Source organism: Arthrobacter sp. YD4 (genome assembly GCF_030410515.1).
Classification (GTDB): domain Bacteria; phylum Actinomycetota; class Actinomycetes; order Actinomycetales; family Micrococcaceae; genus Arthrobacter.
Window position 1 is genome coordinate 251,915 of the sequence record NZ_JAUHHD010000002.1, and the last position, 24,645, is coordinate 276,559.

26 protein-coding genes, 1 tRNA gene and 1 other RNA gene are annotated in these 24,645 nt (G+C 69.9%); 15 read left to right on the forward strand and 13 right to left on the reverse strand.

The genetic code is table 11. The features are described from left to right. Positions 1-146: 146 nt before the first annotated feature. Positions 147-1,334, reverse strand: a complete 1,188-nt coding sequence (locus tag QWJ39_RS05490; protein WP_290256718.1) for an MFS transporter — start codon at positions 1,332-1,334, stop codon at positions 147-149. A 192-nt stretch (positions 1,335-1,526) separates the two neighbouring features. Between QWJ39_RS05490 and QWJ39_RS05495 the strand changes: the two genes are divergently transcribed. Next, a complete protein-coding gene (locus QWJ39_RS05495) occupies positions 1,527-2,063 on the forward strand; it encodes a GNAT family N-acetyltransferase (RefSeq protein WP_290256719.1) in 537 nt (178 codons plus the stop codon). Between the two features lie 57 nt (positions 2,064-2,120). Continuing rightward, positions 2,121-2,825, forward strand: coding sequence for a DsbA family oxidoreductase (locus QWJ39_RS05500; RefSeq protein WP_290256720.1), 705 nt, complete (start codon positions 2,121-2,123; stop codon positions 2,823-2,825). A gap of 23 nt (positions 2,826-2,848) precedes the next feature. Here QWJ39_RS05500 and QWJ39_RS05505 read toward each other — a convergent pair whose 3' ends face one another. Next, entirely contained in the window at positions 2,849-3,097 is a 249-nt protein-coding gene (locus QWJ39_RS05505; protein ID WP_290256721.1) for a hypothetical protein, read from the reverse strand. A 627-nt stretch (positions 3,098-3,724) separates the two neighbouring features. Between QWJ39_RS05505 and QWJ39_RS05510 the strand changes: the two genes are divergently transcribed. Further along, positions 3,725-4,363, forward strand: a complete 639-nt coding sequence (locus QWJ39_RS05510) for a TetR/AcrR family transcriptional regulator (RefSeq protein WP_290256722.1) — start codon at positions 3,725-3,727, stop codon at positions 4,361-4,363. A gap of 26 nt (positions 4,364-4,389) precedes the next feature. Here the strand turns inward: QWJ39_RS05510 and QWJ39_RS05515 are convergent, their stop codons facing one another. Both QWJ39_RS05515 and QWJ39_RS05520 read right to left on the reverse strand, forming a co-directional pair. Continuing rightward, on the reverse strand, positions 4,390-5,070 hold the full coding sequence (locus tag QWJ39_RS05515) for a LytR C-terminal domain-containing protein (protein WP_290256723.1): 681 nt from the start codon (positions 5,068-5,070) through the stop codon (positions 4,390-4,392). Further along, complete coding sequence (locus QWJ39_RS05520; RefSeq protein WP_290257291.1) at positions 5,063-5,362, reverse strand: type II toxin-antitoxin system VapB family antitoxin; 300 nt, start codon at positions 5,360-5,362, stop codon at positions 5,063-5,065. The genes QWJ39_RS05515 and QWJ39_RS05520 overlap by 8 nt, the downstream gene beginning before the upstream one ends. Before the next feature lie 114 nt (positions 5,363-5,476). Here QWJ39_RS05520 and QWJ39_RS05525 point away from each other — a divergent pair, with 114 nt between their 5' ends. Next, complete coding sequence (locus QWJ39_RS05525; protein WP_290256724.1) at positions 5,477-6,373, forward strand: hypothetical protein; 897 nt, start codon at positions 5,477-5,479, stop codon at positions 6,371-6,373. 278 nt (positions 6,374-6,651) lie between these two features. After that, a complete protein-coding gene (locus QWJ39_RS05530; RefSeq protein ID WP_356903068.1) occupies positions 6,652-8,067 on the forward strand; it encodes a stealth family protein in 1,416 nt (471 codons plus the stop codon). 40 nt (positions 8,068-8,107) lie between these two features. Here QWJ39_RS05530 and QWJ39_RS05535 read toward each other — a convergent pair whose 3' ends face one another. The 4 genes from QWJ39_RS05535 to QWJ39_RS05550 form a co-directional block, all read right to left on the reverse strand. Then, a complete protein-coding gene (locus tag QWJ39_RS05535; RefSeq protein WP_290256726.1) occupies positions 8,108-9,049 on the reverse strand; it encodes a phosphodiesterase in 942 nt (313 codons plus the stop codon). 219 nt (positions 9,050-9,268) lie between these two features. Beyond that, positions 9,269-10,480, reverse strand: a complete 1,212-nt coding sequence (gene fdhA / locus QWJ39_RS05540) for a formaldehyde dehydrogenase, glutathione-independent (RefSeq protein ID WP_290256727.1) — start codon at positions 10,478-10,480, stop codon at positions 9,269-9,271. Between the two features lie 224 nt (positions 10,481-10,704). Continuing rightward, the gene (locus tag QWJ39_RS05545) at positions 10,705-11,190 is read right to left on the reverse strand and encodes a glutathione peroxidase (RefSeq protein WP_290256728.1); all 486 of its coding nucleotides are present in this window, start codon (positions 11,188-11,190) and stop codon (positions 10,705-10,707) included. Positions 11,191-11,324: 134 nt separating this feature from the next. Further along, entirely contained in the window at positions 11,325-12,830 is a 1,506-nt protein-coding gene (locus QWJ39_RS05550; protein WP_290256729.1) for a M23 family metallopeptidase, read from the reverse strand. A gap of 230 nt (positions 12,831-13,060) precedes the next feature. Between QWJ39_RS05550 and QWJ39_RS05555 the strand changes: the two genes are divergently transcribed. Beyond that, a complete protein-coding gene (locus QWJ39_RS05555) occupies positions 13,061-13,972 on the forward strand; it encodes an oxygenase MpaB family protein (RefSeq protein WP_290256730.1) in 912 nt (303 codons plus the stop codon). A 55-nt stretch (positions 13,973-14,027) separates the two neighbouring features. Here QWJ39_RS05555 and QWJ39_RS05560 read toward each other — a convergent pair. Then, a tRNA-Ser gene (locus QWJ39_RS05560) sits at positions 14,028-14,112 on the reverse strand. Positions 14,113-14,247: 135 nt separating this feature from the next. Between QWJ39_RS05560 and ffs the strand changes: the two genes are divergently transcribed. The 3 genes from ffs to recR all read left to right on the forward strand — a co-directional run bounded on the left by ffs (position 14,248) and on the right by recR (position 18,138). Then, positions 14,248-14,344, forward strand: an RNA gene (gene ffs, locus QWJ39_RS05565) — signal recognition particle sRNA small type. A 27-nt stretch (positions 14,345-14,371) separates the two neighbouring features. Further along, a complete protein-coding gene (locus tag QWJ39_RS05570; protein ID WP_290256731.1) occupies positions 14,372-17,491 on the forward strand; it encodes a DNA polymerase III subunit gamma and tau in 3,120 nt (1,039 codons plus the stop codon). Positions 17,492-17,538: 47 nt separating this feature from the next. Continuing rightward, positions 17,539-18,138, forward strand: a complete 600-nt coding sequence (gene recR, locus QWJ39_RS05575; protein ID WP_290256732.1) for a recombination mediator RecR — start codon at positions 17,539-17,541, stop codon at positions 18,136-18,138. Positions 18,139-18,172: 34 nt separating this feature from the next. Here the strand turns inward: recR and QWJ39_RS05580 are convergent, their stop codons facing one another. Further along, positions 18,173-18,598: a hypothetical protein gene (locus QWJ39_RS05580; protein WP_290256733.1), complete on the reverse strand. Its 426-nt coding sequence runs from the start codon at positions 18,596-18,598 to the stop codon at positions 18,173-18,175. Positions 18,599-18,782: 184 nt separating this feature from the next. After that, a complete protein-coding gene (locus tag QWJ39_RS05585; protein WP_290256734.1) occupies positions 18,783-19,163 on the reverse strand; it encodes a VOC family protein in 381 nt (126 codons plus the stop codon). 99 nt (positions 19,164-19,262) lie between these two features. Between QWJ39_RS05585 and QWJ39_RS05590 the strand changes: the two genes are divergently transcribed. Together QWJ39_RS05590 and QWJ39_RS05595 are read left to right on the forward strand one after the other, a co-directional pair. Continuing rightward, positions 19,263-19,853 (forward strand): GNAT family N-acetyltransferase, encoded by a 591-nt coding sequence (locus QWJ39_RS05590; RefSeq protein WP_290256735.1) that lies wholly within the window; start codon positions 19,263-19,265, stop codon positions 19,851-19,853. 111 nt (positions 19,854-19,964) lie between these two features. Further along, entirely contained in the window at positions 19,965-21,323 is a 1,359-nt protein-coding gene (locus QWJ39_RS05595; RefSeq protein WP_290256736.1) for an aspartate kinase, read from the forward strand. Between the two features lie 67 nt (positions 21,324-21,390). Here the strand turns inward: QWJ39_RS05595 and QWJ39_RS05600 are convergent, their stop codons facing one another. Together QWJ39_RS05600 and QWJ39_RS05605 are read right to left on the reverse strand one after the other, a co-directional pair. Then, complete coding sequence (locus tag QWJ39_RS05600) at positions 21,391-21,624, reverse strand: hypothetical protein (RefSeq protein ID WP_290256737.1); 234 nt, start codon at positions 21,622-21,624, stop codon at positions 21,391-21,393. Between the two features lie 139 nt (positions 21,625-21,763). Beyond that, positions 21,764-21,988, reverse strand: a complete 225-nt coding sequence (locus QWJ39_RS05605; RefSeq protein ID WP_290256738.1) for a hypothetical protein — start codon at positions 21,986-21,988, stop codon at positions 21,764-21,766. A gap of 81 nt (positions 21,989-22,069) precedes the next feature. Here QWJ39_RS05605 and QWJ39_RS05610 point away from each other — a divergent pair, with 81 nt between their 5' ends. The 4 genes from QWJ39_RS05610 to QWJ39_RS05625 are packed head-to-tail and all read left to right on the forward strand — an operon-like array spanning position 22,070 to position 24,515. Beyond that, the gene (locus tag QWJ39_RS05610) at positions 22,070-22,531 is read left to right on the forward strand and encodes a MarR family transcriptional regulator (RefSeq protein ID WP_290256739.1); all 462 of its coding nucleotides are present in this window, start codon (positions 22,070-22,072) and stop codon (positions 22,529-22,531) included. Positions 22,532-22,559: 28 nt separating this feature from the next. Then, positions 22,560-23,156, forward strand: coding sequence for an SSI family serine proteinase inhibitor (locus tag QWJ39_RS05615; RefSeq protein WP_290256740.1), 597 nt, complete (start codon positions 22,560-22,562; stop codon positions 23,154-23,156). Further along, positions 23,149-24,108 (forward strand): 3-methyladenine DNA glycosylase, encoded by a 960-nt coding sequence (locus QWJ39_RS05620; RefSeq protein WP_290257293.1) that lies wholly within the window; start codon positions 23,149-23,151, stop codon positions 24,106-24,108. Before QWJ39_RS05615 ends, QWJ39_RS05620 begins: the two co-directional genes overlap by 8 nt. After that, a complete protein-coding gene (locus tag QWJ39_RS05625) occupies positions 24,105-24,515 on the forward strand; it encodes a serine protease inhibitor (RefSeq protein ID WP_290256741.1) in 411 nt (136 codons plus the stop codon). The genes QWJ39_RS05620 and QWJ39_RS05625 overlap by 4 nt, the downstream gene beginning before the upstream one ends. The last annotated feature ends 130 nt before the right edge of the window (positions 24,516-24,645 follow it).

Sequence of the window (24,645 nt, forward strand, 5' to 3'; positions counted from 1 at the left end):
CCGGGCCGCCACGCCCTTCGCAACAGGCCCCCCGAAATCCGGGGCGGCGGCCCGGCAACGGAACCCCTTCCCGCCCGACAACGGCGTCGAACGGACACGTCAGGCCCATGACCCGATCCCGGGTCGTGGGCCTGACGTGTTGGTTCCTAGTGGGCGGCCTTCGGGATGTGCCGCAGCGAGAGGGCGCAGCCGATGTTGAACATGGCCACCGAGCCGAGGATCATCAGCAGCGGTCCGGTCCAGGAGTCCGAGACGCCGTGGACGAAGCCCATCAGGGTGGGGGCCACTGCGCCGAAGGAGTAGCCGGCGCCCTGGACGATAGCGGAGAGCCGGCCCGCGGAGGCCTGGTCGCGCGCCAGCTGAATGATGGCGATGAAGATCAGGGTGATGCCGCCGCCCTGGGCCACGCCGCCGAGGGCGGACCACAGCCACCACAGCTGCGGGGCCAGCAGCAGACCCACGGGAACGGTCAGCCACAGGGCGCCCAGGGTGAGCCCCACCGTCGTCGTCGACGCGAATCGCGCCGCCAGCGGCACGCCCAGGCCACCGGCAATCGCCAGGATCTGGAACAGCGAGGAGCCGGCGCCGGCCGCGGAGGGGGCCAGGCCGATTTCGTCGGCCAGCAGGCTGGGAAGCCAGGCGGTAACGCCGTAGTAGGAGAAGGCCTGGCCGGCGAAGCCCGCCGTGAGGGCCACGGTGATCCAGGGTGAGGCCGGTGCGCCGGTTGCCTTGGCGGGGTCCGAGCCGGGGATCGCTTCGGGGCGGATCGAGTGGCGCCCGACGGCGAGCACCCAGACCGCGGCGGCGGCGAGGGCGAACAGCGCGCAGGCCGCGATTGCCGGGCGCCAGCCGAGCCATTCGGCCAGCGGGGCGGTCACCATCGAGGTCACGAAAGAGCCGATGTTCAGCGCGGCGGTGTAGGTGCCCATGGCGGCGCCCTGCCGTGCGGGGCTGAAGTCGCGGCGGATGATCAGCGGCACCACGATGTTGCCGATCGTGATGGCGATGCCCAGGATCACGGTGCCGAGCATCACCAGCGCGCCGCCGCCGGAGGAGCGGACGACGACGCCGAGCAGCACGCCCAGCAGGGTCAGGGTCACGGCGAACTCGGGCCCCAATTTCCGCCCCGTCAGCGAGGCGAGCGGGGCCGCGAGGGCGAAACACAGCACGGGGATGCCGGTCAGGAAGCCGATTTCCACCGGCGAGAAGCCCAGGTCCGTGCGCATGTTCTGCACCACGGGCGCGACCGCGACGAACGGGCCCCGCATGTTCAGGGCGATCAGGCCGATCGCCAGCATGATCAGCCAGGCCTTGGGCTGTTTAACGGCAGCCATCACGACAGCACCCGCCCGGGGCGGGCACCTTCGGTCGGAGCCGTGACGGACCGGCTGAAATATGTTTTCATCAATCCCATTGCTATCACGGCGTCCCGCGGCCGGGCCCCCGCCGCGGCCAGATGACGGCACCGGCACCGGCCGTGACCGCCCGACTGACTCCTCGCCCGGCACCGGGACTAGGGTTTTGCTATGACCCACCTGATCCGGAAAGCCACCCCCGCGGACGCCGGCGCCTTGGCCGGGCTGGCCGCCGTCACCTTCCCGCTCGCCTGCCCGCCCGAGTCGCGGCCGGAGGACATTGCGGCGCACATTGCCAACACCCTGAGCGATCGGAATTTCCAGGACTACCTCGCAGACCCGGACGTGACGGTCTTGGTGCTCGACGTCGACGGCGCCCTGCGCGGCTACAGCCTGCTGGTGGATCGGCCGACGCAGGATCCGGACGTGGCCTCCGCCCTGGGCCTCACCCCGGCCGCCGAACTCAGCAAGTGTTACGTGCACCCGGACCACCACGGCGTCGGCGCGGCCGCCGAGCTGATGCGGGCCAGCGTCGCCGCCGCGGCCGCCACCGGTGCCCGCGGGCTCTGGCTGGGGGTCAACAGCCAGAACGCACGGGCCATCCGGTTCTACGAAAAGTCCGGTTTCCGGCAGGTAGGCACCAAGTCCTTCCGCCTGGGCGACACTGTGGAACACGACTTCGTGCTGGAGCGTCCGCTCGCGGACTGAGCCGCCCCGCCGTCGTCGTCCGGGAATGCCCCGGGGGGCATCGCGGTTGTCGAGAGCATGAAGATTGAGATTTGGTCCGACGTCGCCTGCCCCTGGTGCTACATCGGCAAGCGTCGTTTCGAAACCGCCCTGGCCGCCTTCCCGCACCGCGATTCCGTGGAGGTGCAGTGGCGCAGCTTCCAGCTGGACCCGAGTCTGCCGGAGCACTATGACGGCACCGAGCTGGACTACCTGAGCACCCGGAAGGGCCTGGACCCGCAGCAGGTCGCCGGCATGTTCGACCACGTGGCCGCGCAGGCCGCCGGGGAAGGGCTGAACTACAAGTTTGGCGACGTGGTGGTGGCCAACAGCTTTGCGGCCCACCGCCTGATCCACCTCGCGGCGGCCCACGGCAAGCAGGATGTCGCCAAGGAACGGCTGCTCAGCGACCACTTCGAGCACGGCCAGGACATCGGGAACCGGTCCTACCTCACGTCGCTGGGCCTCGAGCTCGGGATCGACGCCGCCGAGGTCGACGAACTCTTCACCACCGATAAGTACTCCGACGCCGTCCGCAACGACATAGCCGAGGGCCGGGCCCTGGGCGTCAGCGGCGTGCCGTTCTTCGTGATCGACCGGAAGTACGGAATTTCGGGCGCCCAGCCGGCCGAGACGTTCAGCGCGGCCCTTGACCAGGCCTGGCAGGAGAGCCAGCCGCTAGTGATGGTTGACGCCGCCGGCGCCGACGGTGCGGCCTGCGGCCCGGACGGCTGCGCGATCTAAGCACCCGTCAGGCTAAGCGACCGTCAGGCGGGCTGTGCCAGATCCATGGCGCGGCCCGCCGGGTCCGGTGCGCACCGGATGATCTCCAGTGCCTCGACGTCCAGCAGCTTCCTCGCCCCGGTCCGGGAATCGAGGATCCAGAAGAGCTCCATCAGGGGCACCGTCTGGGTCACCCGACCGCGGTGGAAAAGCCTGCCGTTGTGCCACGCCTCGACGTCGTCCCCCACCGACAGCTCCGCGCACGTCGTCACGGCCGTCCCGTTGTCCTCCATAAAAAAAGCTCCTCCCCAGCGTCCGCCCCGCCGTCGGGGCTCCCATGGTCCCCAGCTTGCCCCGCCCACGTTTCGGCGGCGTTTCCGGCAAGTGATATTTCCGCGTCACGCGCAGAGGGCCGACGGCGGGGTGGGAGGCCCAGGCCCCATTCACATGACAATGCACCCGGGCAGGCATCGCCTAGAGTGTCCGCCATGGCTGAGACTGTCTTTCCACCTTTCACCGTCACCGCCGCTGCCATCCGTCAGCTCGAGGTGATGGGAGGCCGGGCCCGAGTGGATATCCAGGACGGAGGCTGCTGCGGACAGGTCTACGTCTTCACCCAGGGTCCAGGCGACGAGACGGACGACAGGTACGGCTGCTCCGGGGCCGAACTGTTCGTGAGCGTGGCTGCATGCGCAGCCCTGACCGGAGCAACACTCGACTTCAGCTCCAGCATCAAGCCACCCCGCTTCCGGGTCCTCAAGAATCCGAATACACCCCGGCGGTGCCCCTGCAACCGCTCCTTCGGACGCGACTGGCCGGGAAGAGGGCAACCCGGCTGCGCTGCCAGGACACCCATGCCGTGGGAGGGCTGACGAGCCGCCCGCCGGAACTTTACTGACAGATCGCGCTAAAGTGTCCGTATGCCCAGGATTACGGCCGCGAGCAACGCCGCCCAACGCGCCGAGACCCAGCGGCGGATCCTCACCGCCTTCGGCGAGCTCCTCTTCACGCACGGGCTCCCCGGGCTGACCATGACCGACGTCGCCCGGCACGCCCAGATCGGCCGCACCGCCGTCTACAACTACTACGCGGACATCGAAGAGCTCCTCATCGCCTACGCTCTGGACGAGACCGAACGTTTCCTGGTGGAGCTCCGCGCGGCACTGGCCGGCCTGGACAACCCTGTGGACCGCCTGGCTCTGTACGTGCGCGCGCAGGTGGCGGACCTCAGCCGCCGGCACCTGCCGCCGGGCCCGGCGATGGCCGCCGTCCTCTCCCCCGCATCCTTCGCGAAGCTGGCGGATCACGTGGGCGAACTCAGCGTCCTGCTGCAGGACATCCTCCGCGACGGCGTCGCCCAGCACTACCTTCCGGACGCGGACATCGGGCAGCTCGCCCAGCTCATCCACGGCACGCTCTCCTCCAGCGCCGCCCGCGGCGACGGCGCCGGGGCGGATCCCGAGGCGGAGGCCCGGATCGCGCGGACGGTGCGGTTCGTCCAGCTCGGCGCGGGAGCGCGGTTCGACGACGCCGGCCGTCCCGTGCGCCTCACGGCCTGACGGTTTAGAGGTTCAGCAGTATCCGGCTAGGGGTTGGGGCTGGCCGGCACGACGGACGGCACCACCGGCGTCGCCGGGGCGTCCGCCTCGCGGCGGGTCTCCCGCGGGCAGCTGAGCTTGCCGGGGGTCTGGTCGATCAGTTCAGGTTTGGCCAGGTCCTTGAAGTCACCGGTCAGGATCACGTCCACGGTCGCGTCGGTGCGGCCGTCCTGGACGTAGTCGGAGCCGGGAAGGTTCCGCTGGACGCTGAAGGCCGAGGACTGGCCCGCCGCACCCGACACCACAAGCGCCACCCCGTGGAAGCCGGACTCGGTGTTGCCCACGGTGCCGACGGCGAACTTCCGTGCCGCCAGCTCGTCCGCCACGGTCTTTGCCAGCCCCGGCCGGTTGGTGGAGTTATAGACGTTGAGCCGGATCTTCTCGTGCGGAACGTAGTCGTAGGTGGCCTCGGGGCAGGCCGAGACCGCGGCGTGGCTCCGCTCCGCCGTCGGAATCTTGATCTGGCCGTTCTGGATGGCCATCGCCACCACCACGGCGGCAACCAGCAGCCCCACCAGCAGCACCAGGACCACCCCGTGGAGGATCCGGCGCCGCATCCGGTCCGGGTTCTCGAGTTCGTCCTCTTCGACAAACGTGGCCCGCAGGTCCGAGCCCGTCACCACATGATGCCCATGCAGAACCGTCGGGTCCTGCGGCTTCCTAGCCATTGACCACCAGGACACGGGCGTGGATGGCGGTGCGCTGGTGCAGCGCGGTGCGGACGGCCCGGTGCAGCCCGTCTTCGAGGTACAGCACCCCGCGGAACTCCACGACGTGCGGGAACAGGTCGCCGAAGAAGGTGGAATCCTCGGCCAGCAATGCCTCGAGGTCCAGGGTGCGCTTGGTGGTCACGAGTTCGTCCAGCCGGACCGGGCGCGGCGGCAGTGCCGCCCAGTCCTTGGGCGTATGGAAACCATGGTCGGGGTAAGGGCGTCCCTCGCCCACAGCTTTGAAGATCACCATGCAAGCCTATGGAACAACCCGGGTCAGGGGAATCCACGGAGCCCCGGCGCCGGAGGTTGTGGCCAAACAGTAACCATCCACGGCCCCTGCACCGGCTGAGAGAATGAAGGCATGAGAGATTCCGAGGCTTCCACCCCGCCGCTGGCCCTGCTGCTCGATGTCGACGGCCCCATCGCAAGCCCCGTCACCCGCACCGTCACCCCCGGCATCATCGCCGACCTGCTGGCCCTCACCGCCGCCGGCATCCCCGTCATCTTCAACACCGGCCGCTCGGACGCCTTCATCCGCGAGCAGGTCATGGACCCGATGCTCGCCGCAGGCATGCCCGCCGGCCTGACCGTCCACGCGATCTGCGAGAAGGGCGCCGTCTGGTTCAGCTACACGGGGGCTGGCCCCGGCACCGTCCACGTCGATAACGCCCTCGCCGTCCCGGCCGCGTTCGGCGACGACGTCCGGCGGCTCGTGGCCGAGGATTACGCGGCGCACATGTTCTTCGACGAAACCAAGCGCGCCATGGTCTCGGTGGAGCAGCACGTCGACGTCGCCAACGCCGACTACCGCGCCGAACAGGCTCTGTTCGACGCCGACGCCATGGACCTGATGCAGCGGCACGGCCTCGGCGTCGTCCGGCTGGACCGCCACGTCCCGGACAGCGACGACGCGATCGACTACCGCGTTGACCCCACCATCATCTCCACCGACATCGAGTCTGTCCGGCTCGGCAAAGACCTCGGCGCCAGCCGCGCCGTCGAACTGCTGGCCGCCCAGGGCATCACCCCGCAGGCGTGGCGGACCGTGGGCGATTCCCGGACCGACTACGCCATGGCCGACTGGCTCTTCCACAACGACCACCCGGTCAAGCACGTGGATGTCCGGCCGGCGGACGGCATCCCGGTCAAGCCCTACGAGGTGCTCACCGCGGCGGACCTGGGGCTGGGCGCGGACGTCATCCACGACGACGCCGGCGCGGCCTTCCTGCGGCACTGGCGGGCCGCCCTGGCCGGCTGATACGGAGCCGGTGTGACGGCCCGTTTTGGCGGCCCGCGATATCATGCGAGTAGCAAAGCGGCCAGCACGAAGACCAGTCAGGAAAACGGAGAATCGACATCACCGACGCATTGATCCAGGACGAGATTTACTACGGCAGCCAGGCCACCGAGGACGACCACGCCCACGCCGAGGTCACGTCAGCGGCAGCCGTCGCCAGGTTCCGAACGCGCAGCGACATTGTCCGCAGGCACGGCCGCTACGCGCTGATCAATGAAAACCGCACCCCGTACCAGTCGATGGTCGAGGACCTGTTGTTCGTCCGTGAGGTGCTGGTCCGTGCCGACATCGATTACCTGCTGGTCCGGGGCAACAACCACCGCCCGGTGATTGCCGTGGACTGGAAGAACCGCCGGGAACTGCGCGCCGCCCTGGTGGAGGCCTGCCGGGATGAGCCGTTCTACTCCATGACCGTGGACGCCAAGAAGAAGTCCTCTGTCCTGGTGGCCGACGGCGAGCTTTCGCCCAACCGCCAGGCCCGGATCTTCCGGCTCTACCGGCCCTGCGTGGAACCCAACGGCGGCCTCGAATTCGGCGCCTCCGCGGGCGTGCAGCTGGAACTCTGGAGCTTCGAGGGCGACCAGCTGATCCTGCCGATCGAGAACTCCCTGACCCGCCGGACCCTGCTGGCCCAGGACGCGGTGCGCGGCACGGTCGAACGCTACGGCCACACCTGGCCCACGATCGAGAACATGTTCGCCGACCACGCCAGCGACATCAACTTCGACATCGACATCGTCTTCTCCTGGGTGGACGGCTCCTCCCCCGAATACATCGCCGCGCGCAAAGCCCGGATGGCCGGTGTCGTCGTCGGTGAGGGCGACGACCACGAGGCACGCTTCCGGCAGATCAACGAGCTGAAGTACGCGCTCCGGTCCGTGTACATGTTCGCCCCGTGGATCCGGCGGATCTTCATCGCCACGGACTCCCCCGCCCCGGAATGGCTGGCCGACCACCCCGCCGTGACGATCGTGCGCAGCGAGGAGTTCTTCGCCGACACGTCGGTGCTCCCCACGCACAACTCGCAGGCCGTGGAAAGCCAGCTCCACCACATCGAGGGCCTCTCCGAGCATTACCTGTACTCCAATGACGACATGTTCTTTGGCCGCACCGTGGGCCCGGACATGTTCTTCACCCCTGGCGGCATCACCAAATTCATCGAGGCGGAGACCCGGATCGGTCTGGGCGACAACGACGCCGAGCGGAGCGGGTTCGAGAACGCGGCCCGGGTGAACCGGAAGCTGCTGTGGAACCGCTTCGGCCGGATCACCACGCGCCATCTGGAGCACACGGCCGCGCCGCTTCGCCGCAGCGTGACCGCCCAAATGGAGCAGGAGTTCCCGGAGGAGTTCGCCCGTACGGCGGCCAGCCGGTTCCGTGCCGCGGACAACATCTCGGTGACGAACTCGTTCTACCACTACTACGCGCTGCTGACCGGCCGGGCCGTGACCCAGACGTCGGCCAAGGTGCGGTACGTGGACACCACCGCCCGGGCGGGCTTGAACTACCTGCCCAAGCTCCTCTCCAAGCGGAACATGGACTTCTTCTGCCTCAACGACGGCAGCTTCCCGGAGGTCCCCGCCGAGGAGCGCGCCGAGATCGTGACGGACTTCCTGGAGAAGTACTTCCCGATCAAGGCCCCCTGGGAGAAGTAACCGGGACGTTCCCGGACCGGCTGACCTTGGGGGCGCAGGCCTAGTTCAGGAACGTCATGCTCCGGTCCCCGGAAGACGACGGGTTCTCCGGCCGGCCCTGGTCCGGGATGCGGATGCCGGCCGCGGCGATCCGCCGGGTGGCTTCCTCCGCCGTGACGAACTCTCCCACCGGCGGCAGCACCTCGCCCAGCTGGACCACCGAGTGCACGATGGTGTGCTCATAGACGTGGACCAGGTTGAACGCCTGGCCGCTGTCCCGGCCGCGGCTGCCGCCCACCGGGACGTTCAGGTCCTGGGTGTAACAGGTCGCGGAGGCCACCGAGACGGGGATGCCGGCGAATGTGGCCGACGTCGAGTAGTGCAGGTGTCCGGCCAGAATGGTGCGGACGTCCGTGCCCCGGAGAACCGCCGCGAGGGCCGCCTGGCCGCGCAGTTCCACCAGCACCGCCAGGTCCAGCACGGACGGGACCGGTGGGTGGTGCAACGCCAGGATGGTGCCGTCCGGAGCCGGTGTGGCCAGCTCCGCGGCGAGCCAGTCGAGCTGTTCGTGGCTGAGTTCGCCGTGGTGGAAGCCGGGCACCGAGGTGTCCATGGTGATGATCCGCAACCCGTCCAGGAAGTAGCTGCGGTCCACCGGGGCGTCGTGGGCGGGTTCGTCGAGCAGGCCGGTACGGAAGTTGGCCCGGTCGTCGTGGTTGCCCATGGCCCAGATGATCTTCGCGCCCATGGCCTCGCAGGCGGGTTCGACGATCCGGCGCAGCTTGGCGTAGGCGTCGGCTTCCCCGCGGTCGGCCAGGTCACCGGTGAAAATCACCGCCTCGGGGCGCGCGCCGGAGGCTCGGACTTCCTCGAAAAGCTGGCGCAGGTGCGCCTCGGTATCGACGACGCCGTGCAGCGGGTCGGAACCGCCCAGCAGGTGCGCGTCACTGACGTGGAGTAGGAAATGGCGTGGCCGTGGGTGCTCGGCCTCGATGAGCTCCATTGCAACCTTCCTGGTTGGGTGGAGGCGGTCCCCCCAGCGATCCCTCTCAGTACCTTCTATCCAACCAGATTTCCGGCCGGACGTGGGAAAACTCAGGTAGGCAGCTTTGAAAACGGGCACGGCTACGCGTGCGGATTAAGTAATCCGGCGGCCTCCTACCTGCGCACCCTGGTGCAGGAAGGAGGCCGCCGGACCGTAGATCACGCGGTGGGACGGGCCCTAGCTGAGGTAGCCGTTCGGGTTCAGCACGTACTTGGTGGCGGCGCCGGCGTCGAACTCGGCGTAGCCTTTCGGTGCGTCCTCCAGGGCGATCGCCTTGGCGTTGACGTTCTTGGCGATGTGGACCCTGTCATGCAGGATCGCCATCATCAGGCCGCGGTTGTACTTCATCACCGGGCACTGGCCGGTGGTGAAGCTCAGCGACTTGGCCCAGCCGGTACCGAGGCTGAGCGAGAGCGCACCCTTCTTGGCCGCCTCGTCGATGCCGCCCGGGTCGCCGGTGACGTAGAGCCCGGGGATGCCGAGCGCGCCGCCGGCGGCCGTGATGTCCATCAGGGAGTTCAGCACCGTGGCCGGCGCTTCCTTGGCGTCGTGTCCGTGGCCCTTGGCCTCGAAGCCGACCGCGTCCACGCCGCAGTCCACCTCGGGGACACCCAGGATCTGCTCGATCTGCTCGGCCGGTCCGCCCTTGGACAGGTCGACCGTCTCGCAGCCGAAGCTCCGGGCCTGCTTGAGCCGGTCCTCGTTCATGTCGCCGACGATGACGACGGCGGCGCCGAGCAGCTGCGCGCTGGTGGCGGCCGCGAGGCCCACCGGCCCGGCGCCTGCGACGTACACGGTGGATCCGACGCCGACGCCCGCGGTCACGGCGCCGTGGAAGCCGGTGGGGAAGATGTCCGAGAGCATGGTCAGGTCCATGATCTTCTCGAGGGCCTGGTCCCGGTCCGGGAACTTCAGCAGGTTCCAGTCCGCGTACGGGACGAGGACGTAGTTTGCCTGGCCGCCCACCCAGCCGCCCATGTCCACGTAGCCGTAGGCGCTTCCGGGCCGGTCGGGGTTGACGTTCAGGCAGATGCCGGTCTTGCGTTCCTTGCAGTTGCGGCAGCGTCCACAGGCGATGTTGAAGGGCACCGAACAGATGTCGCCGACCTTGATGAACTCGACGTCGGGCCCGACCTCGACGACCTCGCCAGTGATCTCGTGGCCCAGCACCAGGTCGGCGGGGGCGGTAGTGCGGCCGCGGACCATGTGCTGGTCCGATCCGCAGATGTTCGTCGCGACGGTCTTGAGGATGACGCCGTGGCGCACCTGCCGGCCGACGTTGGCCGGGTTGACGCCTGGTCCGTCTTTGAGTTCGAAAGTGGGGTAGTCAATGTCGATGAGTTCGACTTTTCCTGGCCCCTTGTAGGCAACGGCTTTGTTTCCTGTCATCACTTTCCTCCTGGTTTCACGGACCCCAATGCTGAGTGCCCAGTTGTGATTCACGAAGCGTTCTGATGCACCCTCCTGGCCAGCGTCGATAACGCTGCAGGCGGGCGCCGCAAGAAAGCCGCGAACCGGCCCGAACGTCGGAGGGTCCGGCCAGTCTAGGACGGGATGACGCGTAGGGATAGGCCCCTCGGGCCCTTGCGGGGCCGAGGGTCCCGACCGGTGCCTCAGGCGAGCGCGGCCTGCACCGCCTCGATCACCTCGGGGGCATCCGGTTCCACGGTGGGGGCGAACCGGGCGACGATCTCGCCGTCGCGGTTGATCAGGAATTTCTCGAAGTTCCACTTCACCAGGCCCGGCAGCAGGCCTTTCTTGAACTTGGTGAGGCGGGCGTAAAGCGGGTGCTGGTTCTTGCCCCGCACGTCGGCCTTGGCGGTCAGCGGGAAGGTGACGCCGAAGTTCCGATCGCAGAACTCGGCGATGTCCGCGTCACTGCCCGGTTCCTGGCCGGCGAACTGGTTGCAGGGCACGCCCAGCACGGTAAACCCCTCGTCCTCGAACTTGTTGTGCAGGGCCTGCAGGCCGGCGTACTGGGGCGTGAAGCCGCACTGCGAGGCAACGTTCACCACCAGCACCACCTGCCCACGGTAGCGGCCGAAGTCCGTTTCGGTGCCGTCGTTGAGGGTGAGCGGAACGGAGAAAAGGTCGGTCATGGCGGGGTCCTCCCGGGCGTCGAGTCGGCGTGCCGGAAGCATAGCCCGGCGTGGTCACAACCGTAATTCGACGCCGACGGGCGGCGGTATGGGTGGCCGTCCGCCGGAGGGCCAAGGGGCCGGGAGTCAGGCGGTCAGGGGGTGACCGTGCCGGTGGGGGCCGGAGTGCCGCTCGGCGCGGGATCCGCGGTGACGGGCGGGGCGGTGAGTTCCGGGGCCGGCGAGGTCACCGGCGGCGGCGTGACCACCGGCGGCGGCGCAGGGGCCGGCGGGGGCACCTCGACGACGGGCGGTGGCGGCGGAGGCGGCTCGACCACCGGCGGCGGCGGAGGGGGGACCTCCACGACCGGCGGCGGGGTCACCACAGGCGGCGGGGCCTCCGTCACCGGCGGCGGGGCCGGGGTGGTCGCCGGGGGCGCAGGCGGCGTGGTCACCGGCGGCGGTGTGGACGGCGGCTCCGAGCCGAGCGGAGGGGTGGTGGGCGGGGGCGTTGTCCCCGGCGGCGTGGTGCTTGCAGGCGGCGTACTCGTAGTCGGGGACCCGGTCGTGGTGCCGGTCGCCGGCGGAGCCCCGGTGACCGGCTCGGAGGTCACCGGCGCCGAGGTGCCGGGCGCCTGCCCGGCAGCGGACGATGGCGGTCGGCTGGGTGAGAGGGCATCCGCCGTCGGTGAGGGCGAGGGCGAGTAGGAGGCGGTGTAGCCGGGCAGCTGCGGCAGCAGGGCGGCGGGGATCTCCTGGGCGCCGTTTGCGACCTCGTGCCGGCCATCGTCGGAGACCGGGATAGCCCAACCCAGCGAGGCATTGGAGGGCAGCCCGGCGTCGGGCGCGTAACTGGTCATCTCCAGGGGGCCCAGCGGATCGGTCTGCGTGATGGGCAGGAACGTCCAGTCCCGGGGGTCCTTGTGCACTCCGTTGAGGATGGTCTCGAAATGCAGGTGGCAGCCGGTCGAGGACCCGGTGGTGCCCACCTTGGCGATCACCTCACCCACCCGGACCGAGTCGCCCTTCTTCACGGCGATCCCCTCCAGGTGGTTGTAGGTGGTGATCAGGCCGTTGCCGTGATCGATCTCCACGCGGTTTCCGCCGCCCCAGGGGTGCCAGCCCACGGCGCGCACCACCCCGGCGTCGGCGGCGTACACCCGCGTCCCGCAGGCCGCCGCGAAATCCTGGCCCCAGTGGAACTCCCCCGCCACCCCGGACAACGGGCTGGTCCGCAGGCCGAACGGCGACGACGGGTTCAGGACCTCGAGGGGTGCCATGAGGAAACCCTCCGCGGGCCGCTTCAACCCGGAAGACGCGACGTTGAGCTCCCCCGGCGTGCCGTCCTTGGTACCGGTGAGCACGGCGGAGCGGGAGTACGCCACCAGCGCCCGGGGATCCGTGGTGAAGCCCGCGGCCGGGTCGCCCGCGGCCGTGACCGCCCCGGCCGCCGCGGCCTGCGCTGCGCCCATCGTGGCCGCCGTCGTTCCCGCCGCGGCGGTGACCACTGCCCCGGGCCGCAACGTGGGGCTGACCGCCACATCCCGGTCCGGCACGCCGACCGAGACCACGGCGGTTCCCGCGCCGGTGACTCCCTGGACCCCGAACGTCAGCACGGCCAGCGAGAGGCAAAACCCTCCCGAGAGGCAGCGCACCGCCACGATGCGTTTTCTTGTTTTTGGTTCGCTGGTCGTGTTTCCCCAGTGCTTTCCCACGATGTAAACCCCACATCCTCAGCCGCCGATAACGCGGGCTGACCTTTTTCATGGGACCACAATCGGCAAGGGGTGTGAACCGTCCGAACTACCCTTCTTGAAACTCGGGTAGCACCTCAGTAGTCGCGGGCCGGACACCAAGTACCGCAGGGCGGGATCCGGGCGCAGAATGGACCATGCGCACTATGCTGCAGAATTTCCAGGCCGAACTCCGGCATACCTTCACCGGGTCACGGGACGTGGCGCCGCCCTGGGTGGCCCGTCTCGAGGAGGGCGACGACGCCGGCTACCACCTGCCAGGCTCGGCGGTCTGGACGGTGCACGGCGGCATGCCAGCAATCGTGGCCGGGATCCGGGCACTGCTGATGCAGTCACTCCACCCCGGCGCCCTGACCGGCGTCCACGAGCATTCACACTTCCGCGAGGACCCGCTGGGGCGCCTGGCCCGCACCATCCGCTGGATCTTCACCGTCACCTACGGGTCAACGACGGCGGCGAGGGAGGCCACGGCGTGGGTCCAGCGCCTGCACGAACCGGTCCGCGGCGACTACCGGGACGCCGCCGGAGACGTCAGGCCTTACGCGGCGAGCGACCCGGAGTTGCTGCGCTGGATCCATATCGCCTTCACCGATGCCTTCCTGACGGCCCACACCATGTTCGGGTCGGCGATTCCGGGCGGCCCGGACGCCTACGTCCGCGAATGGGCGCAGGCCGGGGAAATGATGGGCGTGGAGTCCCCTCCGGTCAGTGCCGGGCAGATGCGCCGCGAGCTCCGCGACTGGTACGACGGCGGGACGCTCACCTCCGGGCCGATGGTTGCCGAAACCGTGCATTTCATCCGCCACCCTCCCCTGCACCCGATCCTCCGGCCGGGCTACCGCGTGCTGTTCGCCGCCGCAGTGGCCAGCCTGGAACCGGAGTACCGCGAGCTGCTCGGACTTCGGCCCGCCCGGCTGGGGCCCCTGCCGCTGCCGGTGACGCTGACCACCCGGGCCACCCTCGGCGTCGTCCATCTGGCCCTCGGCCGGACGGGTCCGAGCGAACTGGCCGCCCGCTCCCGGCTCCGCCGCCTCGGATTCCGGGCCTGACGGGTCCGGAGCCAGGACGCAAAAAGGCCCCGGTCCATAGGACCGGGGCCAACCGCGGAGAATGGGGGATTTGAACCCCCGAGGGCGTTAACCCAACACGCGTTCCAGGCGTGCGCCATAGGCCGCTAGGCGAATTCTCCAGTTGCTTCTGAATCAAAAGCAGATACTAGACTACCCGAACTTCCGCCCGTCGACCAATCGGGGTGCCGATGGGCGTGAATGGCCCCTGCCTGGGAGCGGATTCGGGGCAGGCCGGGATCTCGGGTAAAGTAGTCGACGGCCCCTCATGTGGCGTCATCCTGTTGAACTCCCCCAGGACCGGAAGGTAGCAAGGGTAAACGGGCTCTGGCGGGTGCATGAGGGGTCTTTTATGTCTGTGCCGATTGGTAGGGTTTAAGCGTGACCGTAACTACCGCCCTGTACCGCCGCTACCGGCCTGATTCGTTCGCGGATGTCATCGGGCAGGAGCACGTCACCGACCCCCTGATGACGGCGTTGCGCAAGAACCGCGTCAACCACGCATACCTCTTCTCGGGCCCGCGCGGCTGCGGCAAAACCACCTCCGCCCGCATCCTGGCCCGTTGCCTGAACTGCGCCGAAGGCCCCACCGACACCCCCTGCGGCGTGTGCCCCAGCTGCGTGGAACTGGCCCGCGGCGGCGCGGGTTCCCTGGACGTCATCGAGATCGACGCGGCGAGCCACGGCGGCGTGGACGACGCCCGCGACCTGCGTGAACGGGCCACCTACGCGCCGGTCCGGGACCGCTACAAAATCTTCATCATCGACGAGGCCCACATGGTCACCTCGGCAGGGTTCAACGCGCTGCTGAAGATCGTCGAGGAGCCGCCGGAACACATCAAGTTCATCTTCGCCACCACCGAGCCGGACAAGGTGATCGGCACCATCCGGTCCCGCACCCACCACTACCCGTTCCGCTTGGTTCCACCGGAGCCCCTGATGGCGTACCTGGAGCAGCTTTGCCAGCAGGAGAACGTCCCGGTGGCGCCGGGCGTCCTCTCGCTCGTGATCCGCGCCGGCGGCGGCTCGGTACGTGACTCCCTCTCGGTCCTGGACCAACTGATGGCCGGCGCCGGCCCCAACGGCCTGGACTACGAGCTGGCCGTGGCCCTGCTGGGGTACACGCACGCCTCGCTGCTCGACGACGTCGTCGAGGCCGTGGCCGCCGCCGACGCGGCCACGGTGTTCCGCGCCGTGGACCGCGTGATCCAGACCGGCCACGACCCGCGCCGCTTCGTCGAGGACCTGCTGGAGCGCTTCCGCGACCTCATCATCGTCCAGGCGATGCCTGAGAGCGCCCAGTCCATCCTTCGGGGCATGCCGGCGGACCAGATCGCCCGGATGCAGAGCCAGGCGCACAACCTCGGCGCGGCCGAGCTCTCCCGTGCGGCGGACGTGACCAACACGGCGCTCACCGAGATGACCGGCGCCACCTCCCCGCGGCTGCACCTCGAACTGCTGTGCGCCCGCATCCTGCTGCCCAGCGCGGAGCAGACCGAACGTGGCATCGCCGCCCGGATCGACCGCGTGGAGCGGCGCCTCAACTACGCCGGATCCGACGGCGGCGTCCCGGCAGCCGTGCCCGCTGCCGTGGCACACCCGGCTGCTGCCGCTCCCGCAGTGGCGCCCGCGGCCCAGGCACCGGCTGAGGGTAAGGCACCCGCGGTTCGGGCACCGGAACCGGCAGCCCCCGCCCCGACCCAGGCTGTGCCTCCCGCCGCCGCCCGGTCTGCCGCTCCCGTGCCTGCTTCGGCAATATCGGCCGAGCCGCCGCGCCAGTCCCCGGCCCCGAGCCAGGCAGCCGCTGCGGATTCCGCCCACGACGGCGCCGACAACGCCGCGGCTCCGGCGCAGGCTCCGGCACCGGCGTCGGCGTCGGCTCCCGCGCCAACACCTGCAGCTACCCCGGCTCCCGCGCGCGCCGGGACGGCCGCGCCGGGGGCCACCCGGCCCGCCGAGGCCGCCCCGGCTGCCGCCCCCGCCGCTTCCGGACCCGGCTCCGGTTCGGGCCCCGATGTGGAGGTGCTGCGCCGCGCCTGGCCGGAAATCCTGCAGACCCTGACCAAGATCAAGCGGAGCACCTGGGCCCTGGTGGAACCGAACGCCCAGGTGGGCCATGTCGAGGGCCACGTCCTGACGCTGCTCTTCAGCACCGCCGGGCTGGCTGGGGCCTTCGGCCGCGGAGACCACGCCGAAAACCTCCGCCAGGCGATCCACAAGACGATTGGCATCGACTGCCAGATCACCGCGGTCGCCGGCGGGTCCAAGAGCCCAGCGAGCTCTGAGCCAAACCCAAAAGCGCCTACTGAGCCCGAGGCTGCTGCCCCCAGCTCGGCCGATGTAGCGTGGGGCCTCGCCCCCGCGGCCGCCCCGGCCACCGCGCCCGCGACGGCCTCCGCAACCCCACGCGATGCTGCCCCGGTGCCCGCCGCCGCAGCGCCTGTGACGGCCGAAGCCGCCGTTGCTGCGCCGGCTCATTCCGCTGTGGCCCAGTCTGCGCACGCCCAGTCTGCTCCGACTCAGTCAGTTCCTGCTCAGTCTGCTCCGGCCGCACCCTCCGCAAACCGTGGAGCCGCTTCTGCGGAGGCATCCGCCGCGGCACCTTCAGCCGCATCGACCCCCGCGGCACCCGCCGCCCCCGTGCCGCCGTCCGCTTCCGCCCCGGCGCCCACGGACCAGGGCTGGAGCGGCTCGTACGCAGACCCGGATGACGACTGGGGCCCGCCCCGCGACGAGGACGCTCCGCCGCTGGATGAAGAGCCGCCGATGGACTGGACTCCGTCGCCGTCAGGCCCTGTCCAGGCCACCCCGACGCCCGTGCGCGCCGGCAACTCGGCACCCGGCCGGGCGCCGGCCGCCGAGCGCACCCCCGTTGCAGCCCCCACCCCGACGACCGCGGACGCTGGTGCAGCTACGGGAACGGCCAAGCCCGATCCGGCCCAGGATCCCTGGGCCCGCGCCGTCGAACAGTCCCCGGGCGTCTGGACCGTCGGCACCGAGCTGAACGTGGGACGGAACGTCGTGGCAGGGCCCGCAGCATCCGCGGAACCCGAACCCCACGTCACCGAGCCGGAACCGCGCCGCTACGAGCCCGCGACGGCGCAGCCCCCTGCGCGGCAAAGCACGCCTGCGCCGGCGGCCCCAGCCCCCGGGAGCCTCCCGCACGCCGCGCCGCAGGAAGCCGCGGCGACCGGCGGCTCGGCCGTCCTCACGGCGGCACCCCCGGTAACGGCCCCCGCGCCGGTCGGTGCGCCTGCCGGCGAACGGCAGAGCCTTTACCAGCGCCTGTCGAACAGCCCGGAGGCGGAGGCCGGACGCGCCAAGGCGCCCGCCCGGGCCGTCGCGGCCGCCGCCACCTATGAGCAGGACATCCCCAGCGCCGACGATGAAACCATCGAGGAATCGGGGGTCTTCGGCCGCGCCGCCGTCGAACGCATCCTGGGCGGCAAGCTGCTTGAGGAGCGCTCCCTCGACGGCAGCCCACTGGCCCCGCGCTTCTAACCCTCCCGGCGCCCTGAGCGGCGCCACCCCCAACGAACGAGGAAATTGTGTACGAAGGTGCAGTCCAGGAGCTGATCGATGAGCTCGGCAGGCTACCCGGCGTCGGGCCGAAATCCGCCCAGCGCCTGGCCTTCCACATCCTCGAGGCCGATCCGCAGGACATGAAGCGGCTGGTCGAGGCGATCACCACGGTGAAGGAACGCGTGAAGTTCTGCACGGTCTGCGGCAACGTCACCGAACAGGAGATGTGCAACATCTGCCGTGACCCGAGGCGTGATCCGTCGGTCATCTGCGTCGTGGAAGAGTCCAAGGATGTCCTCGCCGTCGAACGCACCCGGTCCTTCCGCGGCCGGTACCACGTGCTGGGCGGCGCCATCAATCCGATCGCCGGGGTGGGCCCGGAACAGTTGCGGATCCGAGAGCTGCTGACGCGGCTGAACGACGGCGCCATCCAGGAGATCATCATCGCCACGGACCCCAATCTGGAGGGCGAGGCGACGGCCACCTATCTGGCGCGGATGCTGAAATCCATCGGCATCGCCGTTACCCGGCTGGCCTCCGGCCTGCCCGTGGGCGGCGACCTCGAATACGCCGACGAGGTCACCCTGGGCCGAGCCTTCGAGGGCCGCCGCAACGCCCTCAGCTAGGCCGAAGCGGGCCCCTGAAAGGGAGGCGCCCGGCTCAGTGACCGCGCGGTCCGGGACCGTCCTGTCCGAGTGGCGGCCGGATCACGGCCAACAGGTCCAGCGACTCCGGACTCGCCGCGAGTTCCACCCTCCCCTTATCGGTGGCCAGGGTGACCGCTTCATAGCCAGCCGACGCCGGCAGGTATTTCCGGTCTTTGCCGGTGATCGTCCAGCGCTCCGAGACGTCCGCGACGGTGAAGTTCGTCGAGCGCCCGGACGATTCACGGGTCTCGTAGGCGGCGGGTTGGAACCGCAGCGCTCCCTCGGTGGGGGTGACGATGCCGGGATTCCAGATCCCGCTCAGGGAACCCGGCAGGGAATCCGGGTAGCGAAGAAAGGCGCGCAGTTGTCCCTTCCCGGCGAGTTCCTTTCGCTCCTTCCGCGTCGCGCGCAGATAGACAACGGTGATCAGCCAATACACGACGACATTTCAAAGCCCGCTAAAGATGACGGGTCCTGGCTCCCGCCCGGAAAGGGCCAGCCAGGCGGAGGTGCTCACGATGGCTAACACCACCAGGCCGATCAACGCACCGAGGTACGGGTGTTTCCGACCCCACGTCCTCAGCGCCTTCCGTGAGGCCCGCACCGTCGGTGTCCGCCGCGGCTCAGGCGTCGAGGAAGAGGCAGAACGGATGTCCGGCCGGGTCAAGATGCACCCGCACGTCGTCCTGGGGCTGGAAGTCGGCCAGCGTCGCGCCGGCCTGTTGCGCGTGGGTGGAGGCCTCGGCCAGATCCACGACGGCGATGTCCAGGTGCATCATCATCTGTTGCGCCCCGGGCCCGGCGGGCCAGATCGGCGGCACGTACCCGGCCTCGCTCTGGAATGAGAGCCCCGCGCCGCCGTCCGGGGAGACCAGCGTGACCCATTCGGGCTCATCCTGACCGAGCTCCCAGCCCAGGAGGCGGCGGTAGAAGTCCGCCAACTCGCGGGCATCGGGGGCGTCAAGGACGACGCCGGACAATCTCAACCCTGGCCTCTGGCTCATAGCAACCCCCACAGTGCGGTTCCGACTTTCGGGCCAGTATTGCACTCCTGCCGCCGGCCGGAACAGCCCGGAACAGGCCGGGCGGTAGAGTTCCGGACAATGATCCCGGACCCCATCCCCACCGAACGGCTGACTCTCCGGCCCCTGACGGCCGGGGACGAGGCCGCCCTGCTGCGGTTCCGCGGCAACGCGGAGGTCACCCGGTATCTCTCGCACGCCCCGCTGGGTCCCGCCGAGAACTCCACTCGGTTGCACACCATGCTGTCCCGGGCCGAGGCCTCCACCCCGGAACACTTCGACCTCTGCTGGGCCGTGGTCCTGCGCGCCACCGGCGAGGTGATCGGCGATGCCCGGACCTGGACCGCCGAAGCGCCGCCCGCCCCCGGACCCATCCCGGCCGGCGCCGCCGCCCTCGGCTACCTGATCCACCCTGACCACCACGGCCACGGCTATGGGCGGGAGGCGGCGGGCGCCCTGGTGCGCTGGCTGTTCGAAGACCGGGGCGTCGGCACGGTCCTCGCCGGCGTCTACGAACCCAACCTCCCCTCCCGCAGGCTGCTTGAGACGCTGGGATTCGTCCCGGACCACTACTTCACGGCGGCCCAGGACCGCGCCGGGAAGGGCCTCCCCTCTTGGCGCTACCGGCTGGACCGGTCACCGGCGGCGGGTCCGCCCGCCGGTCACAATTGAACGCCGGACCGGCCGCGGCGATAAACTTGGGCTGAAGCAGCCGTCGCACCACTCGGTCGCGCCGTTTGGCTGCTTCACCCAGAACCCCGATGATCCAGTGAGGGTGCGCGCATGAGTCTGCCCACTACCGAAGTCCACCCCGGACCGCAGCCGCAGGGGCTGCCGGTTATCCCGGGCGCCACCAAACACCTCGTCGTGAAGAAGTTCGGCGGCTCCTCGGTGGCCGATGCCGAGGGCATCAAGCGGGTCGCCCGCCGCGTCGTCGACGCGCACAACGCCGGCGACGAGGTCGTCGTCGTCGTCTCCGCCATGGGTGACACCACGGACGAACTCCTCGACCTGGCCGCCCAGGTGACCGACTCCGCCCCGGCCCGCGAAATGGACATGCTGCTCTCCGCCGGCGAACGCATCTCGATGGCCCTCCTGGCCATGGCGATCAACAAATACGGCGCCTCCGCCCAGTCCTTCACCGGTTCCCAGGCCGGCATGATCACCGACGGCATCCACGGCAAGGCCCGGATCATCGACGTCGACCCACACCGGATCCGTACGGCGCTGGACAAGGGGCACATCGCGATCGTCGCCGGCTTCCAGGGCATGAGCCGCACCACGAACGAGATCACCACCCTGGGCCGGGGCGGCTCGGACACGACGGCGGTGGCCCTGGCGGCCGCCCTCGACGCCGACGTCTGCGAGATCTTCACCGACGTTGACGGCATCTACACCGCCGACCCGCGCGTGGTCCCTTCCGCCCGGAAGATCGACAGCATCTCCAGCGAGGAAATGCTGGAACTCGCCGCTTCCGGGGCCAAGATCCTGCACCTGCGGTGCGTGGAGTACGCCCGCCGTTTCGGCGTCCCGCTGCACGTCCGCTCCTCATTCAGCCAGCACGAAGGCACCTGGGTGCTGCCCAGCGCCGACGACAAGATCACGATTCAAGAGGGAGTTGCCTTGGAGCAGCCAATCATCTCCGGCGTTGCACACGACCGTTCCGAGGCCAAGGTCACCGTCGTCGGCGTCCCGGACATCCCCGGCAAGGCGGCGGCGATCTTCCAGGTCATCGCGGATGCGCACTCGAACATCGACATGATCGTCCAGAACGTCTCCACCCACGGGACCGGCCGGACGGACATCTCCTTCACCCTGCCGATCGTCGAGGGCGCCGACGCCCTGGCCGCCCTGCGCGCCGCCCAGGCCGAGATCGGCTTCGAGAACATCGAATACAACGAAAAGATCGGCAAGCTCTCGCTGATCGGCGCGGGCATGCGCTCCCACCCGGGCGTCTCGGCGCGGTTCTTCGCCGCCCTGTCCGAGGCCGGGATCAACATCAACATGATCTCGACCTCCGAGATCCGCATCTCCGTGGTCACCCACGCGGACCTGCTCGATGACGCCGTGCGGGCCATCCACAAGGCCTTCGACCTCGACAGCGAGGACGAGGCGACGGTCTACGGCGGCACCGGACGTTAAGGCACTTCACGCGGGACATACGAAAGGGAGCGGCAGCCTGCCGCTCCCTTTCGCGTTGAACAGCGGGTCAGACCTGTTCCTTGGGAAGGTCTTCGCGGCGGACGGCGTAGTGATGCCCCGCCGCATCCGTCTCAATCTCGAAGCCGGCGAGCTCCTGCTCGGAGGCGAGTTCGAAGTCGTCGTGCCGGTGCACCACCGGGGCGGCGCAGTCTCCGCGTGAGGCCGGGCCGAAGACGAACCGCACCCAGGTGGACGGGTGCAGCCGGCTGCTGTGGGCGGCCCTGCGCAGTGCATGTGCCATGGTTTCCACCTCCTCCCCTGCTGACAGGATGAGCGGAAGGACGGCGCGCCGGCCGGGACGTCGTTTCCTGCGAGCGGGCCGGGGCCGCCGGTGCCTCAATTTTACGCCCGACGGAGGGAAATGAGCCGGGGCTTCCCGCCTAGCGGAGCGATTTGTCCCCGGGGTCCCGCGGCACCACGTAGGTGCTGCCGTCGGGGCGGCGGACGGTCTCCCACTGCCGGGTCTCTGCCTCCCGCTGGGCCAGCAGCCGGCGGTTCTGCTCGGTCATGTCGTGACCCAGAGAGCCGCGGCTGGCGGGACCGAACACGGCCCGCAACTTCCCGGTTGCCCGCATGAACCGCTCGGCGGCGGATTCCTTCGCCATCACCACTCCTTCGCAACGGATATGCCACCAGTGTACGCTAATGATTAGTGCACTAATCATTTCCGCGCCCCGAGGAGCTCCATGACCGACAGCGCCACCGCCAGCCCCGACTTCATCGACGAAGACCTGCTGCTGGAACACCAGCTCTGCTTCGCCCTCACCGTCGCCTCGCGCAATGTGGTGGCCGCCTACAAGCCCGTCCTGGACAAGCTGCACCTCACCCACCCGCAGTACCTGGTGATGTTGACCCTCTGGGAATCCAGCCCGCGCACCGTCCGTGAGATCAGCGATGCCCTGGACCTGGACCCGGCTACGGTCTCCCCGCTGCTTCGCCGGCTCGAGGCCGTGGGCTACGTGACCCGGGAACGGGCCGAAGGCAACGAACGCAGCCTCGCCGTCGGACTCACCCCGGCCGGCGCGGCCCTCCGCCGGGACGCGACGGCGATTCCCGGCACCATGATGGCCCGGCTGGGGCTGAGCCGGGACCAGGTGGCCGAACTCCATGCCGCCATGACCCGGCTGATCGCGGCCACCCGGCGATAGACTGGATTTCAACCCGAGGAGGTCCGCCATGCGCAAACCCCTGATGCACGTGCTGCTGATCGCGGCCACAGCCACCGCCCTGGCCGCCTGTTCGCCGGGCGGCTCCGGCGGCCCCGGCGCCCCCGGCCCGACCGGCTCGTCCCCCGCCGGCTCCAACTCCAGCTCCACCGGCAGTTCCGGCACCCCCTCAAGCGGTACCAGCGGCACCCCGTCCGCGGACGCCGAGACCACCGCGGCGGCACCGTCCCCCTCGGCCCCGGCACCCACGCCCGGCCCCGGCGCCGGCAACGCCGAGCTCTCCATCATGGTCAAGCCCGGCGGCATCGGCCAGCCGGCCAACTACACCCTGGTCTGCCGCGACGGCGTCCCCGCGGCGGAAAGCCAGCACCCCTCCGCCACTGCCGCCTGCGCCGCCCTGAAGGCCAACGCCGCCCTGCTCAGCCCGGCGCCGCGGCCCACGGACAAGGCCTGCACCCAGCAGTACGGCGGCCCGCAGGAGGCCACGGTCACCGGCTCGGTGGACGACCGGCCGGTCGAAGCCACCTTCAGCCTGCGCGACGGCTGCGAAATCGCCCAATGGAACGCCGCCAAGGACGTTCTGGGCTCGAGCGGCGGGGCTGGCTAAACTGCAGCACCTGACAGACGAACAGTGGACCCGGCGGGAGGCCGCCCACCAGGAACGCGTCCGGACCTACGCCGACCCCTACCTGGCACGGCGGTCGGCCGGACGCAAGCACCCGGTGGAGGACTTCCTCTTCACCTACTACACCCAGAAACCCGGGCAGCTGCTGCGCTGGCACCCGGGCGCCGGCGTCGTGCTCTCCGGCCCGGCCGCCGCCGCGCGCACCGACTGGAAGTACTACCGCGCGGCCGACGACGCCGAACGCGCCGCCGCGGGCGTGCCCGACGGCGTCCCCGCGGTGACCGTCGACGTCGAGCGCTTCCTGGCCGAACGGCGCGAGGCGGTGCAGTTCGCCGGGATCATCCTGGCCGGCACGGCGGCCCGGCCGGCACAGTTCGGCTGCTTCGGCCTGCACGAATGGGCCATGGTCTACCGCCAGGACAAGTTTGCGCTCCGCCACGAATACCTCACCCTGCGGCTGGGCTCCGCGGGCACGGACCAGGTGGTGGAGGAGAACCGGATCCGCTGCTCGCACTTTGACGCCTTCCGGTTCTACACCCCGGATGCCGTGCCGCTGAACAGCCTCTCGCCGAGCCGGGAAAACCAGCGGGACCTCGAACAGCCCGGCTGCCTGCACGCCAACATGGACCTCTACAAGTGGGCCTACAAGCTGGCGCCCGTGCTGCCGAGCGAACTGGTGATGGACTGCTTCGAACTCTCCTGGCAGATCCGGGCCATGGACATGCAGGCCTCCCCCTACGACCTCAGCGAGTGGGGCTACCCGCCCATCAGGATCGAAACCGCCGAGGGCAAGGCCGACTATGTGGACCGGCAGCGCGGCTTCGCGGACGCCGCCCAGGAGCTGCGGGGCCGCCTGCTGCAGGAACTCGACCCGCTGCTCACGGCCGCCGCCCGCCTAGAGCGCCGCACCGCAGCCCAGGAAGGAACGCCATGACCGCCACCAATGGCGCCGGCGAGCCGGCAGCTTCGCCCCAGGACCGGACCACGAATCCCGAGATTGACCTCACCATCACGCTGACCGAGGCGCCGGGGGGCCCGGAGCATGTGTTCCGGCTGGTCGCCGACGGCCAGGAGCCCGGCCCTGGATCCACGCTCCCCGACCCCGCCGCCGCGCTGGCAGCCGTCCGGCAGCACGGCGAGGCCATCTTCTTCCCCGTGCCCGGGCCGCCGAAGCTCTGCACCCAGCAATACGGCGGCCCGCAGGTCGCGGTGGTCACCGGCACGTACCGGGGCCGCGGCGTCGAGGCCCGCTTCAGCCGTACCGACGGCTGCGAGATCTCCCGGTGGAAGTCCATGGCCCCGCTCCTGGGCGGGACGGCCGGTTCCACCGGCGCGGTCTAAGCGCCGCAGCGGCCGACCGGCGCCCGGCCCTCGGCGCCCGAGGCCCCGTTCTCGGCGCCCGGCCCTGGGCCCCAACGCGCCAAGGCGCCAAGGCACACTGAACAAACAGCAGGAGAACACAGCAGTGGCC

Coding starts and splice junctions, on each gene's coding strand:
- QWJ39_RS05490 (WP_290256718.1), bottom strand. CDS start 1,334: ATGGCTGCCGTTAAACAGCCCAAGGCCTGGCTGATCATGCTGGCGATC.
- QWJ39_RS05495 (WP_290256719.1), top strand. CDS start 1,527: ATGACCCACCTGATCCGGAAAGCCACCCCCGCGGACGCCGGCGCCTTG.
- QWJ39_RS05500 (WP_290256720.1), top strand. CDS start 2,121: ATGAAGATTGAGATTTGGTCCGACGTCGCCTGCCCCTGGTGCTACATC.
- QWJ39_RS05505 (WP_290256721.1), bottom strand. CDS start 3,097: ATGGAGGACAACGGGACGGCCGTGACGACGTGCGCGGAGCTGTCGGTG.
- QWJ39_RS05510 (WP_290256722.1), top strand. CDS start 3,725: ATGCCCAGGATTACGGCCGCGAGCAACGCCGCCCAACGCGCCGAGACC.
- QWJ39_RS05515 (WP_290256723.1), bottom strand. CDS start 5,070: ATGGCTAGGAAGCCGCAGGACCCGACGGTTCTGCATGGGCATCATGTG.
- QWJ39_RS05525 (WP_290256724.1), top strand. CDS start 5,477: ATGAGAGATTCCGAGGCTTCCACCCCGCCGCTGGCCCTGCTGCTCGAT.
- QWJ39_RS05530 (WP_356903068.1), top strand. CDS start 6,652: ATGGTCGAGGACCTGTTGTTCGTCCGTGAGGTGCTGGTCCGTGCCGAC.
- QWJ39_RS05535 (WP_290256726.1), bottom strand. CDS start 9,049: ATGGAGCTCATCGAGGCCGAGCACCCACGGCCACGCCATTTCCTACTC.
- fdhA (WP_290256727.1), bottom strand. CDS start 10,480: ATGACAGGAAACAAAGCCGTTGCCTACAAGGGGCCAGGAAAAGTCGAA.
- QWJ39_RS05545 (WP_290256728.1), bottom strand. CDS start 11,190: ATGACCGACCTTTTCTCCGTTCCGCTCACCCTCAACGACGGCACCGAA.
- QWJ39_RS05555 (WP_290256730.1), top strand. CDS start 13,061: ATGCGCACTATGCTGCAGAATTTCCAGGCCGAACTCCGGCATACCTTC.
- QWJ39_RS05585 (WP_290256734.1), bottom strand. CDS start 19,163: ATGAGCCAGAGGCCAGGGTTGAGATTGTCCGGCGTCGTCCTTGACGCC.
- QWJ39_RS05590 (WP_290256735.1), top strand. CDS start 19,263: ATGATCCCGGACCCCATCCCCACCGAACGGCTGACTCTCCGGCCCCTG.
- QWJ39_RS05595 (WP_290256736.1), top strand. CDS start 19,965: ATGAGTCTGCCCACTACCGAAGTCCACCCCGGACCGCAGCCGCAGGGG.
- QWJ39_RS05600 (WP_290256737.1), bottom strand. CDS start 21,624: ATGGCACATGCACTGCGCAGGGCCGCCCACAGCAGCCGGCTGCACCCG.
- QWJ39_RS05605 (WP_290256738.1), bottom strand. CDS start 21,988: ATGGCGAAGGAATCCGCCGCCGAGCGGTTCATGCGGGCAACCGGGAAG.
- QWJ39_RS05610 (WP_290256739.1), top strand. CDS start 22,070: ATGACCGACAGCGCCACCGCCAGCCCCGACTTCATCGACGAAGACCTG.
- QWJ39_RS05615 (WP_290256740.1), top strand. CDS start 22,560: ATGCGCAAACCCCTGATGCACGTGCTGCTGATCGCGGCCACAGCCACC.
- QWJ39_RS05625 (WP_290256741.1), top strand. CDS start 24,105: ATGACCGCCACCAATGGCGCCGGCGAGCCGGCAGCTTCGCCCCAGGAC.